The 12,741-nt window shown below is 43.5% G+C and carries 10 protein-coding genes and 2 pseudogenes; 11 read left to right on the top strand and 1 reads right to left on the bottom strand.

Features of this window, described 5'->3' with window-relative positions; all coding sequences use genetic code 11:
• The first annotated feature begins 3 nt into the window (after window positions 1–3).
• From A8805_RS06420 to A8805_RS06370, 11 genes and pseudogenes are all read left to right on the top strand, one after another.
• Window positions 4–1,581 (top strand): response regulator transcription factor, encoded by a 1,578-nt coding sequence (locus tag A8805_RS06420; protein WP_109709382.1) that lies wholly within the window; start codon window positions 4–6, stop codon window positions 1,579–1,581.
• A gap of 286 nt (window positions 1,582–1,867) precedes the next feature.
• Window positions 1,868–2,893 (top strand): Gfo/Idh/MocA family oxidoreductase, encoded by a 1,026-nt coding sequence (locus A8805_RS06415; protein ID WP_109709381.1) that lies wholly within the window; start codon window positions 1,868–1,870, stop codon window positions 2,891–2,893.
• Window positions 2,894–2,905: 12 nt separating this feature from the next.
• Window positions 2,906–3,937, top strand: a complete 1,032-nt coding sequence (locus A8805_RS06410) for a sugar ABC transporter substrate-binding protein (protein WP_109709380.1) — start codon at window positions 2,906–2,908, stop codon at window positions 3,935–3,937.
• A gap of 132 nt (window positions 3,938–4,069) precedes the next feature.
• Window positions 4,070–5,575 carry a sugar ABC transporter ATP-binding protein gene (locus tag A8805_RS06405; RefSeq protein ID WP_109709379.1) on the top strand — a complete coding sequence of 502 codons (1,506 nt, stop codon included), beginning with the start codon at window positions 4,070–4,072 and terminating at the stop codon, window positions 5,573–5,575.
• Window positions 5,568–6,575, top strand: coding sequence for an ABC transporter permease (locus A8805_RS06400; RefSeq protein ID WP_109709378.1), 1,008 nt, complete (start codon window positions 5,568–5,570; stop codon window positions 6,573–6,575). The genes A8805_RS06405 and A8805_RS06400 overlap by 8 nt, the downstream gene beginning before the upstream one ends.
• A 12-nt stretch (window positions 6,576–6,587) precedes the next feature.
• On the top strand, window positions 6,588–7,589 hold the full coding sequence (locus A8805_RS06395) for a Gfo/Idh/MocA family protein (protein ID WP_109709377.1): 1,002 nt from the start codon (window positions 6,588–6,590) through the stop codon (window positions 7,587–7,589).
• 20 nt (window positions 7,590–7,609) lie between these two features.
• A complete protein-coding gene (gene iolE, locus A8805_RS06390) occupies window positions 7,610–8,512 on the top strand; it encodes a myo-inosose-2 dehydratase (RefSeq protein WP_109709376.1) in 903 nt (300 codons plus the stop codon).
• A 185-nt stretch (window positions 8,513–8,697) separates the two neighbouring features.
• On the top strand, window positions 8,698–9,258 hold the full coding sequence (locus tag A8805_RS06385; RefSeq protein WP_109709375.1) for a YdeI/OmpD-associated family protein: 561 nt from the start codon (window positions 8,698–8,700) through the stop codon (window positions 9,256–9,258).
• An 80-nt stretch (window positions 9,259–9,338) separates the two neighbouring features.
• Window positions 9,339–11,312, top strand: a complete 1,974-nt coding sequence (locus tag A8805_RS06380; protein WP_109709374.1) for a methyl-accepting chemotaxis protein — start codon at window positions 9,339–9,341, stop codon at window positions 11,310–11,312.
• Entirely contained in the window at window positions 11,312–11,770 is a 459-nt protein-coding gene (locus tag A8805_RS06375) for an FMN-binding protein (protein WP_109709373.1), read from the top strand. Before A8805_RS06380 ends, A8805_RS06375 begins: the two co-directional genes overlap by 1 nt.
• Window positions 11,771–12,075: 305 nt before the next feature.
• A pseudogene (locus A8805_RS06370) lies at window positions 12,076–12,183 on the top strand (transposase); the annotation flags it as partial.
• Between the two features lie 44 nt (window positions 12,184–12,227).
• Here the strand turns inward: A8805_RS06370 and A8805_RS06365 are convergent.
• Window positions 12,228–12,509, bottom strand: a pseudogene (locus tag A8805_RS06365) (transposase); the annotation flags it as partial.
• Between the last annotated feature and the right edge of the window lie 232 nt (window positions 12,510–12,741).

Genomic DNA, 12,741 nt, shown 5'->3' with positions numbered 1-12,741 from the left:
GGGATGTTAAAGACATTATTGGTTGACGATGATTATCTGGTACGGAGTTATTTGAAAATCTTGCCGGCCTGGGAAGAGGCTGGGTTTGAAATTGCAGCCGACGTAAGAGACGGTGAAGAGGCTCTTAAGGTGCTGGAAGAAATAGAGATAGACCTGATCGTAACGGATATTACAATGCCTTTGATGGATGGCATTGAATTGATTCGCAAGATTCGCCGCAAAGATAAAAACACATATATTATCGTACTTAGCTGTCACGATGATTTTGAATATGTCAAAGAGGCAATGAAATTAGGTGCCGATGAATACGTTCTTAAAAATATGCTGGAGGATAATACTTTAAGACCTGTTTTATTTCAGGCTAAGGAGAAGATTTGCCATCAGCAAAAGGAGATAATAGAAACTTCGGGAGATCAGAGGTCAGTACTTTTAAATGACAATTCAGAGTTTCTCTTTTTTAATAAAGCACTGTCGGGGGGGGCTGGTGACAAGGAGACCGAGGAATTACGGCAAAATGTGGGGATTCCTTTTTCTTTTCATAATTGTGCGGTAGTCAGTATAGTAATCGAAGGTGCAGGTGAGCATGAGGAGCAGTGGTTTGACCTGGAAATGGAACAGTATTTCCAGAAGTTTCGCAACCGGCTTTATGAGGCTTTGACAAAGTCTCAGGGGATGGCCGATTTTTCCGGCGAAATTGTCTATCTGGGGATGGGAACCTTTTGCTGCTTTTTAGACTTATCAGAAGAATGTAAAAATAGTGTTATGAGGCAGCGGCTCATCCAGACTGCTACCTCATGCTTTCACTTTTGCCGTAATGAGCCCTACTCCTTTAGTCTGGGAGCCAGCAGCGTCTGCCTGGGAGCTAAAGCTCTGAGGCAGGCCTACCAACAATCTCGGGAGGCGCTTAAAGCCGGGTTTTACGAAGAAAAGCAGATTCTTTATTATGACAGCGAACAAAAGGTTTCTAAAGAATTGCCGGAGAAGGCCAGAAAGCTTTTGAGGCAGGCGGAGAGCCTAATGTATAAAGGGGGAAAAGAAACCTTTATCAGTGCATGTCTCGACGTTTGTAAAGTCTTTGAGGAAGAGCGGACTGCAGGGAAATTGGTAGTACAGTGGCTGCAGACTTTGGAGGAGCTGCTGGGCAGGGACAAGCATGATTACCGTCCCATCCGGAAGCTGCAGCATGTATATGAAGTCTTAAACCAACTGATGGAAGAAGAGTCAGAGGATAACCATGCAGTGATTCCGGCACAGGTTAACGAAGCAATACGAGTGGCGGCCGAGTTTGCCCGGCGCCATTACCATGAGCATATAGGGCTCAGTGAGGCAGCTGAGGCAGCGGGGGTAAATGCCTCGTATTTAAGCTATCTCTTCTCTCAGGAAATAGGTGTGGGCTTTTCAGCCTTTTTACTGAATCAACGAATCAGCCAGGCAAAAAAGCTTCTGGTAAAGACCGGTCTTAGTATTAAAGAAGTTGCCGTCAAGACGGGATTTAATGATTGTCAATATTTTTCCAAAACTTTTAAAAAACAGACTGGGCTCAGTCCAGTACGTTATAGGCAAAATGCCCAGAAAAATTAATGGAAGTTTAAAAGAGGACATGTACTCAGGTAGATGTTCTTTTTTTGCGTGGAAGAAACGAGACAAGTGGAAGCTTGCTTACATTTGGAGACTGCGCGCGAACCATGAGAAACTCGTGTAGCGTGTTTCTCATGGTTGTCTAAAAATATTACCTAAAAATAAGACAAGGATTTTGGCTTGCACGAAATAATCCAAAGAATATACCTGCAAATCAAAAAAAATCCGAGTATAAAAAGGATAATTATCTTGTTATATTGAAAACAACATAAGGAAAAGGAGGAACGGAATGAAAAAGATTCGAATTGGTTCAATTGGTCTGGGGCGGTTGGGCTATGAGCATGCTGTGAATATTGCCACCAGAGTTCCAGGTGCCGAGCTTAAAGCGTTGTGCGATGTAGACAAAGAGAAGCTAAGAGACGTAGCCGGGCAGTTGGGAGTTGAACAAACCTATGAGGATTACGAACAGATGTGTAAAAACCCTGAACTTGATGCTATCTGTATTGTTTCACCCTCAGCTATGCACACGGAGCACATCCAAATCGCGCTTAAGAACGGGAAGCATGTTTTCTGTGAAAAACCCCTTGATACAACAGTAGATAAGTGCAGGGAGGCAGAGCGGATTGTGGCAGACTATCCGGAGCAGGTATTTATGCTGGGCTTTATGCGGCGTTATGATTATTCCTACCGCAAAGCTAAGGAAAAGATTGAACGGGGTGACATTGGCAGAATCATTTTGATACGGGCTTATACTCAGGATCCCATAGCAACTATCGAAAGCACCCTTAAATTTGCTCCCCATAGTGGAGGACAGTTTTTGGATATGTGCGTTCACGACATTGATTTATGCAACTGGTTCACAGGTGGTCAAAAACCTAAGGAATTATGGGCGGTTGGCGGTTGTTTTGCTTATCCCCAGTACCGGGAATGGAACGATGGAGATAACGTAAGCTGTCTGATTCAATACGAAGATGAAACTATGGCTTTCTTATTTGCCGGACGGGCAGCTGCCCATGGCTGCAATGTGGAGACAGAAATTATTGGGACCAAAGGCACTCTTAGGATTGGCTCAGTGGGAACGGATAGTATGCTGGAGGTGTTAAGTGAAAACGGCGTATGCCGGGAATGCCATCCTGATTTTATGTACCGCTGGCATGATGCTTATATCGCTGAAATGGAAGAGTTTGTTAGTTGTATTAGAGAAGGCCGCAAACCGGGTGTTACCGTTTTTGATGGTACATTGGCCTCGGAAACCGCTTACCGGTGCAAGGAGTCATTTGAAACAGGAAAGAAACTGTCATTTAGAGAAGTTTAAAGGGAGAAGAATATGAAAAAAAGAATTTTAGCAGTTTTAATGGTAATGGTGATGAGTTCGGCGTTAGCAGCATGCGGTGGCGGTGATAAAAAGAGCGATGCCGGTGACGGCGGAAGCAGTACTGACGGGAATAATGAACAGACCCAAAGTGACGGGGATTTAGCCGTTAACGTTATATTAAAGACTACTGCCTCCGAATACTGGGGCTATGTGGTGGCTGGATGTGAAGCCTATGGAAAAGATCATCCGGATGTTAAGGTAAATATTCAGGGAGCCTCTTCGGAGACTGCTTATGATGAACAGTTAAATATTATTGAAACCAATCTGGCATCAGGTCAATATGACGGTTATGTTATTGCACCGCTGCAAGCTGATATGGTGGTAAAACAAATTGCAGGTGAGCAAAAGCCGATTATTGCCGTTGACACTGATATTGATGCACCGGAAGTCCTTTCGTTTGTTGGAACTGGTAATGAGACTGCTGCATATGAAGGTGGGAAAGTAGCGGTAGAGATGGCAAAAGAAGCTGGATGGAAAGAGCTTAAGGCAATTTCTATTTCCGGAGTTGAAGGTGACTCTACAGCAACGGCAAGACTTACAGGCTATGAAAAAGGGATAACAGAAGCCGGTGGTGAATTCCTTAAAGATGAAATCCAGTATGCCGACGCTGTTGCGGACAAAGCCTATGCCAGCATGGAGGCTGTTATACAAAATCACCCGGAAGGGATTGCAATGGTTGTATGTAATAATGATGATATGGCTATCGCCGCTGCCAGAGCTGCTGCAGGAAATAAAGCCTATGAAAACACCATTTTTGTTGGATTTGACGGTATTCAGTCTGCCTGCAAAGCGATTTTGGACGGTGAAGAGACGATGTCAATCGCTCAGAATGCTTATGAGATGGGATACAAAGCCGTTGAAGCTTGTGTAGAAGCCATTAATGGTGGGAAAGTTGATGAGTTTATTGATTCCGGAAGTATAATCGTTAACAAAGATAATGCGCAGGAACAGCTGGACAACTTAAAGTCTTATCTGGGACAATAAGGAAACCAACAGGATGTGCTTTACCACTAGGTTCGGAAGAACACACCACAAGGGTGAACTTTCTCACTAGGCTCGTAAAAACCTTGCCAAGTGTTCAATGTTTCACCAAGTGGTATAAGCAGGAGGAAAAGAATGAGTAATTATGTAGTAGAACTAAAAAATGTCACTAAGCGCTTTCCGGGAGTAGTAGCCCTTAAAGATATGGGAATCCAGATTAAGCCGGGGGAAATCCACGGGTTAATCGGAGAAAATGGAGCGGGAAAATCTACTCTGATTAAGGTCTTAACCGGGGTGCATCAGGCGGAAGAAGGACAAATTTTTATCAGCGGAAAGGAAGAAAAGTTTCGCAGTCCCAACGATTCCGCAGCGGCCGGAGTGGCTTGTGTGTATCAGGAGCTTAATATTGAGAAGCTGTTAAGCATTACCGATAATATCTTTATGAATAAATGGATCAAAAAAAAGTCCGGTTTGCTGGATTATGGAACAATGAACAAAAAAGCCAAAGAAGTAATGGCGTCTTTAGGGGTCGATGTTGACCCCTCAAAGGCAGCCGGCAGTTTCGGGATGGGTGTTCAGCAGATGATTGAGATTGCCAAAGCGATTTTAATTGATGCCAAGATGATTATCATGGACGAACCGACATCTTCTCTGGGCGAAAAGGAAGTCGATCTGCTGATGACAATTTGCCGTAAATTGAAAAGTCAGGATATCGCCATTTTATTTGTTTCTCACAAGCTGGAAGAATTATTTGAACTCTGTGACAGGGTAACGGTAATGCGGGACGGTGAGCATATCTGGACCAAGGAAATCAGTGAAACCAATAACGATGATCTGATTACCGGTATGGTAGGGCGTTCCATGGAGCAGTTATTTGTAAAAGACCCGACTACGCGGGGAGAATGCGCCTTGAAAGTGGAGCACCTGGAAGAAGGCGGTGTCTTTCACGATGTCAGTTTTGAAGCTTATAATGGTCAGATTCTGGGCTTCGCCGGGTTAGTTGGAGCCGGGCGCACTGAATTAATGCGGGCCATTTTTGGAGCAGACCCCATTGATGGGGGAAAGATTTATATTAAAGGAAAAGAAGTGAAAATTAAGAATCCCCGTCAGGCAATCAGAAATGGTATAGCCTTTTTAACGGAAGACCGTAAAGGACAGGGGTTGATTCTGGGAAATACTGTTCAAACCAATTTGATTTTGGCAAATTTAAAAGGCTATTGTAAAGGTCTTTTTATCAATGATAAAAAAGTGGAAGAAGTGGGAGCTGAAAATCTTAAGTCGCTGCGGATTAAGACTCCTTCCCAGCAGGAAATCGTGGGTCAGTTATCCGGCGGAAATCAGCAGAAGGTGGTTATCGGAAAATGGATAAACTGTGATGCCGATATCTATATTTTTGATGAACCAACCAGGGGGATTGACGTCGGCGCCAAGGTGGAAGTCTACAATGTAATGAATAATCTGGTAAAATCCGGAAAATGTGTAATTATGATTTCCTCAGAAATGCCGGAAATACTAGGCATGTCCGATCGTGTTATCGTCATGCGGGGAGGACGCATCATGGCCACAATTACTCAGGAAAGTGAAACATTCAATCAGGAGGATATTATGAAAGCTGCTTGGGGAGGAAAAATCGATGAATAAAGTAAAATTAAAGTCAAAAAGTAAATTTGCAGACCGGTTGGGGACCTTAGGAGCGCTGTTGGTACTATGTATCATCCTGTCATTTGCCTCAAACAACTTTTTAACCCAGTCAAATATCATGAATATTTTTAAGCAAACTTCGGTAAATGCTTTGATTTCTACCGGGATGCTGGTATGTCTGATTACTGCCGGGATTGATTTGTCAGTAGGAGCTAATGCCATCTTCTGTACCTGTATGATGGGAATGCTGCTGCAAAAGGGAGTTACCAATCCTTTTATTATGATTTTGGTAGGAATCCTTTCGGGGGTACTAGTGGGATTTGTCAACGGAACGCTGTTAACGAGACTGCATTTGCCTCATCCCTTTGTTTCGACACTGGGTATGAAAAATGTGCTGTGGGGACTCGCCCTGTTAGTGGTAAATTCCCAGATTGTTTCAGGATTTCCTACTCAGGTGACTTGGCTGGGTTCTGCAGTCCTGCCAGCCGGGATTCCGGTATTGGGGGGATTTCCTATTAGCTTTATTTTAGTAATCGTAATCTTTGTACTTATGGATGTATTCTTATCCAGAACAACTTTGGGACGTTCTATTTACTGTGTCGGCGGAAATCCGGAAGCGGCCCGGCTTTCAGGAATTCAATCGGCCAATGTCCTGACCTTTTGTTATATGTTATCCGGTCTTATGTCAGCTCTGGCGGCCATCGTTTTAATCGGACGGGGCGGTATTGCCAACGGAGCAAATGCGATTCAGCCCTATGATACGGATGCCATTGCAGCCTGCATTATTGGAGGAGCTTCCTTTATGGGCGGTAAAGGAACCATGAGCGGGACCTTGATTGGTGCGCTGATTATCACCGTAATCCGTAATGGCCTGCAGCTTCTGAGTGTATCTACAGCAGTACAGAACATTGTGATAGGCCTGGTAATCATCCTGGCAGTGCTGCTTGATGTTACCCGGGAGAGAATGGATGCAAAAGCCCGTAGATTAGCAACTCAATAAGGAGGAAAAGAAATGCTTAAAATTGGTATGATTGGCTGCGGAGCCATTGGAAAGGAACATATGCGCCGATTCCAGTACCTGATTCCACAGTCAGAAGTAGTAGCCTGCGCCGATTATTTTGTTGAAGCAGCGAAGAAAGCTTCAGAGCTTTATGGTGTAGCCAAGGTCTATGAAACCGGGGAGGAGCTGATTCAGGCGGCGGAAGTAGAAGCAGTAGTGATTACCTCTTCTGATGATTCTCATGCAAAATATGTGCTGGAGGCAGTAAAGCTGGGTAAGCAGGTCTTTTGTGAGAAGCCGTTAGCGATTACCGCTGCTGATTGTGAAGCTATTATGGCAGAAGAGCAGAAACATAATAAGAAGCTGGTACAGGTAGGCTTTATGCGCCGCTATGATCCCGGATATGCTGAAATCAAACGAGTGATTGATTCCGGCGAGCTGGGAGCACCGCTTATGATTCATGCCTGCCACCGTAATGTGGCTCAGGGACCGGGCTTTAAAACCGAAATGGGTATCACCAATGTAGCGATTCACGAGTTGGATATTTGCCGCTGGCTCTTAGGCGCAGAATATAAGAATGCTCAGGTATTGAAAGTAAAACAGTCTTCATGTTCAGAAGGCTATGATAATCCTCAGATTGTGCTCTTAGAGACCGAGGATGGGGGCAGAATAGATGTTGAAGTCCAGGTTGCCGATGGCTATGGTTATGATATTCAGTGCCAGGTAGTGTGTGAAAAGGGAACACTTAACCTGCCCGACCCGATGTCGGTTGTTAAAAGAGCAGCAGCAACTTGCTCGACTGAGCTTCTGACCGACTGGGCAGACCGCTTTATTGAAGCTTATGATATTGAGCTGGCTGACTGGGTAGAAAAAGTGATAAACGGCGGACCTGCCGGACCTTCTTCCTGGGATGGCTATGCAGCTTGTGTAGCGGCTGATGTATTAAACAGGTCCCGGGGTACCGGAAGTTTTTTGCCGGTTAAAATGATTGACAAACCAGAACTATATAAGTAACCAAAAGGAGATTGAGGCGGATGCTGGATAAAAATAAAATTAAACTGGGGATTGCCCCGATAGCCTGGACCAATGATGATTTGCCAGAACTGGGTGCAGAAAATACTTTTGAGCAGTGCATAAGCGAGATGGCGCTGGCCGGGTTTACCGGTTCAGAAATCGGTAATAAGTACCCTAAGGATCCGGAAGTGTTAAAAAAAGCTCTGGATTTGCGGGGAATGCAGATTTGCAACTGCTGGTTTTCCACCTTTTTTACTACCAGGCCGGAAGAAGAAACCATCGAGGCCTTTAAAAAGCAATTGGATTTCCTCGATCAGATGGGAGCAAAAGTGATTGGCTGCTCCGAGCAGGGCAGCAGTATCCAGGGAAAAGCAGTGCCCATTTTTGGTGATCAAAAGCCAGTTTTTACTGACGAAGAATGGAATAAATTCTTGACTGGAATGAATAAGCTGGGCGCCATTGCCAAAGAAAAAGGGATGAAGTGTGGTTTCCACCATCATATGGGAACCGGAGTACAGACCCCGGCGGAAATCGACCGGTTTATGAATGGCACCAGTGAGGATGTCTACTTGTTATTTGACTCCGGCCATATCTATTTTTCTGAAGGAACCCAGGAAGCGGTGGATATTCTGATTGATAAATATATCAAGCGGATTGCCCACGTTCATCTTAAAGATGTTCGTGGTGAAAAGCGTCAGGAGTGTTTGGCTAAAAAGATGTCTTTTCTTGATGCTGTCAAAAATGGTACCTTTACTGTTCCAGGTGATGGTAACATATCCTTTGACCATATCTTTAAGGTCCTGGCTGAAAATGACTATACCGGGTGGATGTTAGTGGAGGCAGAGCAGGATCCTGCTAAAGCTAATCCTCTGGAATACGCTGTAAAAGCCAGAGAGTTTATCCGGGAGAAGACAGGATTGTAAATTTAAGAATAAATGACCATATCAGAGTAGAAATACTCCGGTGTGGTCTTTTTATTTTGGCAATATGAAAAGGTTTTATTGGTGACATATACATAGGCATATATTACACTTATGGTAATGGTAAAAGAAAAAATGATATAATATAAGTTATTGGAATAGCAGACGTACGAGAAAGGGGAAGCATAATGAATGATATTTTGACATTTTCAGATAGAACAGCATTTCGGACATGGCTGGAAAAAAATGGTACAAGCAGTAATGGAGTATGGCTGCGTTTCGGCAAAAAAGACGGGCCGGTGACACTCACAGCCGGTGAAGCTTTGGAAGAAGCCCTGTGTTTTGGCTGGATTGACGGAAAAATGCAGAGCATAGACGATAAAACGTATAAAAAATATTTCTCTATCCGCCGGGCAAACAGCAAATGGTCAGAAAAAAACAAGGAATTAGTAAAACAGCTTGAACAACAGGGAAGAATGACCGATTATGGCATGAGAAAAATCGAGGAAGCCAAGAAGAATGGCCAGTGGGACGCCCCAAAGTCTCCGGTAATAACAGAGGAACAAATCACATTCTTGTCAACATTGTTAAAGGGGCACGAACCTGCCTATACTAATTTTGAAGCAATGTCTTTATCTGTAAAAAAGACCTACACACGGGCATATCTTGATGCAAAAACAGATGCAGGCAGGGAAAAACGCTTAACATGGATGATAGAACGACTGAATAAAAACTTGAAGCCAATGTAACTTATTTTACATATTCTTGACTAGCCATCGTGTCAGTGAATTGGTATAATAAAAAAACAATTATTAAAAAGGGTGAACAAATGAAAAAGAGGAATATTAAGAGAAAAATCCAGGGTTATGTATTTGGGGTTGCGGCTGTCATAGGCGCATTAATTACCGCAGTTATGGCCATAAGCAGTTTTGTGCTTACTGATCACGTAATATTGGATACAAGCAAACAAATGGTGAAAGCCTCTTCCCAGAATGTGGCTTCGAATCTTCATCTGCTGGTGGACCGGATTATTACAATCTCCCTGACAGAAGAGAAACTTAGTGGGAGCGGGCCTCTGAAAGAGAAGGAAGAGATCCTTGCCGGAAAGAAAGAGACGATAGAATTTGTCTGGCTGGCTGTTTATGGGGGTGATGGGAACAAATTATACGGAGACAGCAAAGCTCCTGAGTCAATAGCAGGCGAGAAATATTATTCCTACCTTACAGCAACAAACAGTACGGTAATAGGAGAGCCATATCAAGAAGATGGCATATATCAGCTGACGGTTAGTACCGTACTTAAGAATCCGGACGGAATGTATGGATATTTGGTAGGAAGTTACAAATATGATATGTTAAATGATGTTCTGAGCAGTATTAATTTAGGCACCCACGGAGGTGCATATGTCATAAATGAAGAAGGATTGGTGGTTGCCGACAGAACGGTCGAAAATATAGGGGCCGGACAAAATGCCTATGAATTGTATGGAAGTGGAAGCAATGCCAAAATTTTTAATCAGATTGTCGATGGACAGACTGGGTCTACATCGACCGTACTTCAAAAAGAGGGAAAAAGTGCAAAATATTATATGGCGTATTCACCGGTTCCGGGAACGAACTGGTCGCTGGTAATTGACGCGCCAAAGAGTGATTTCACAGGAGTGGTTTACATTGCATTAATGATTTCTCTGTTCATTTTTTTGTTCCTGATGCTGTTGAGCCAGATTATTATTTCAAAGCTGTCCGAGAGAATTTCTTCGCCCTTGAACACAGCTATGAAGCGTCTTGAGGAACTGGCCCAGGGAGATATGAAGGGTGAGGTTGTCATAACAAAAACCGGAGACGAGGTTGAGGGACTGACAAATGCTTTACATGATATGGTAGAGAGTCTGGATCATTACATAACAGATATAAAAGCTTCCTTGGCAGCATTTTCGGAAGGCAATTATGCATATGAGGTACCTGACCGTTTCCGGGGAGATTTCCAAACCCTTCAGTGGGCCTTAATGAAAATCTCCACTTCGCTGAATCAGATGATGAAGCAGGTTAATATTGCAGCAGTCAGAATAAATGGCAATTCCAACGAAATCTCTGAATTGGCGGGAGAACTCTCTGCAGGATCCGCAGAGCAGATGGCTGCCCTTGACAGGCTCAGGGAGAGTGTGGATGCCATCACGAAAAAGTCCGATCAGATAGACGGTGATTCAAAGCAGGTAGCAGAGCAGGCCGGAAGAGCCAGCGAAAAGACAGAGTTAGGAAACTGCCGGATGGAATCCATGCTGGATACGATGCGTGATATTGACGGCAATATGATGGAGATCAGAAAGATCAGCAAAATGATTGAGGAGATAGCGTCACAGACAAGCCTTTTAGCTTTGAATGCCGCAATTGAGGCGGCTAGGGCCGGAGTGCATGGAAAAGGATTTGCTATAGTGGCGGGCGAAATTGGCAGCCTGTCCGACCAGACGGCCGAAGCGTTAAGCCAGACAGGGGAGATCATAAACCAGTCTGAGATTGCAATCCGAAAAGGATTAAGTGATGCAACAGAAACGGCCTCTATATTGGAGGAGGTTAACCAGGCAGCCCTCCAATTTACGGGCATATCGGAAGGATTGACCCAGTTGGTGGCCCAGCAAAAGCAAATCATGGTGCAGGTAAATGATGAAATTACCGCAGTTCATAAAATTGCATCAGAAAACAGCTATATAGCGGATCAGACCAACAAAAAAACCGAGCAGTTCTTGAGCCAGGCCAACCAATTAAAAGAATTTGTATCCCGGGTTATTCTAAAGGAGGACGATTGATGAAAATAACAAGAAAAATTGCGGTATTGCTTTTTTTCACAGTGTTCGTACTGCAAGCCACAGCCTGTGGAGCTGACAATAAGATGAAGGATGGCTATTATACGGCCGAAATGGGTACTTATTCCCATGGCTGGAAAGAATACGTCTGCATTATGGTAAAGGATAACCAAATCATTTCTGCGGAATACAATGCAAAAAATGAAAGTGGTTTTATAAAAGCATGGGACAATGAGTATATGAAAAATATGAATTCGGTCACCGGAACGTATCCAAATGACTATACAAGAAGATATGTGAGCCAGCTTATAGAGGATCAGAGTGCCGGCCATATAGATATAATCAGCGGTGCTACCTCTTCAGGCGGCCAGTTCCGTCTTTTGGCTGAGGCTGTAATTTTGCAGGCTATGGAGGGAAATCCTGAAAAGGTGATTATTGAATCTGCGGAAGAGGAGAGCTAAGAGTGAAATCGTGGTTTGAAAGCGGTAATCAGCGATGCTGCCTCCAAGTGATATTTTTAATGTGAAAATAGATGATAGAAGAGTAAAGCTGTAATATATAGCTGTGATATATATTAGGAGGAGCCTGCAGAAGCTCCTTCTTTTTATATGCAGGAATCAGAACTATTTGATAATTTAGTAATATATGTACAAGAACTAAAAGAGATTGCTGTCATGAACACAAGAGACAAAATATTAGACGGTGCTCAGAAACTTTTCTGGGAATATAGATAGATATAGGAAAAGGGGAAAAGGATATCATCACTAAAGCGGAGTATCAAAGATGTATTGTCCATCAGGTCAGAAACACCTTAAAATATGTAGCAGATAAAGACAAGAAGGAGCTTGCAGGAGACTTAAAGGATGTTTTACAGGTTCATGTCTTTCAAACGCTCCTTAAAATAAATTTCTAACTGGGAATGATACACTGCTGTACCTCTGTTTTTGGGAATACGGGTTTGATTGTTTGTGAAAAATCCGAAAGCCCATCCACACACGCAATCAGAATGTCTTCCACTCCCCGGTTTCTGAGTCCATTCATTATAGAAAGCCAAAACTTGGGGCTTTCATGTTCACCTACATACATGCCGAGCGCATCTTTCCGACCATCCTTGCCGATAACAATTACTTTATATACGGCATGTTTTACAATCCGGTATTCATTACAAACATGGTAATGAATGGCATCTACATTAAGTACGCGGATTTCATTTCCGTCCGTCCCTATTTTGGTATCATATATATGCATATCACATAGATTGAAGGGTATCTTTAATAATCTTGTATGCGTTGGCTAGGTCTGGCCCATAGGTGATTTAGGTGGTAACATTGTCATAGCTTAATGAGTTTTTGGCGGTTACGCTCCATACGGCGGTGAAATTTTAAATACTGCCTTGGCTGCGGTAAGGGAGTGTCAAAGAGTCCATACCATT

This window comes from Faecalicatena contorta, from assembly GCF_003149105.1.
Classification (GTDB): domain Bacteria; phylum Bacillota; class Clostridia; order Lachnospirales; family Lachnospiraceae; genus Muricomes; species Muricomes contortus_C.
This window is presented reverse-complemented; position numbering and strand designations above follow the sequence as displayed.

Bases quoted from the DNA above. Each gene is read 5' to 3' on its own strand.
- A8805_RS06410 (WP_109709380.1), top strand. From the start codon at position 2,906: ATGAAAAAAAGAATTTTAGCAGTTTTAATGGTAATGGTGATGAGTTCG.
- A8805_RS06385 (WP_109709375.1), top strand. From the start codon at position 8,698: ATGAATGATATTTTGACATTTTCAGATAGAACAGCATTTCGGACATGG.
- A8805_RS06380 (WP_109709374.1), top strand. From the start codon at position 9,339: ATGAAAAAGAGGAATATTAAGAGAAAAATCCAGGGTTATGTATTTGGG.
- A8805_RS06400 (WP_109709378.1), top strand. From the start codon at position 5,568: ATGAATAAAGTAAAATTAAAGTCAAAAAGTAAATTTGCAGACCGGTTG.
- A8805_RS06375 (WP_109709373.1), top strand. From the start codon at position 11,312: ATGAAAATAACAAGAAAAATTGCGGTATTGCTTTTTTTCACAGTGTTC.
- A8805_RS06395 (WP_109709377.1), top strand. From the start codon at position 6,588: ATGCTTAAAATTGGTATGATTGGCTGCGGAGCCATTGGAAAGGAACAT.
- iolE (WP_109709376.1), top strand. From the start codon at position 7,610: ATGCTGGATAAAAATAAAATTAAACTGGGGATTGCCCCGATAGCCTGG.
- A8805_RS06420 (WP_109709382.1), top strand. From the start codon at position 4: ATGTTAAAGACATTATTGGTTGACGATGATTATCTGGTACGGAGTTAT.
- A8805_RS06415 (WP_109709381.1), top strand. From the start codon at position 1,868: ATGAAAAAGATTCGAATTGGTTCAATTGGTCTGGGGCGGTTGGGCTAT.
- A8805_RS06405 (WP_109709379.1), top strand. From the start codon at position 4,070: ATGAGTAATTATGTAGTAGAACTAAAAAATGTCACTAAGCGCTTTCCG.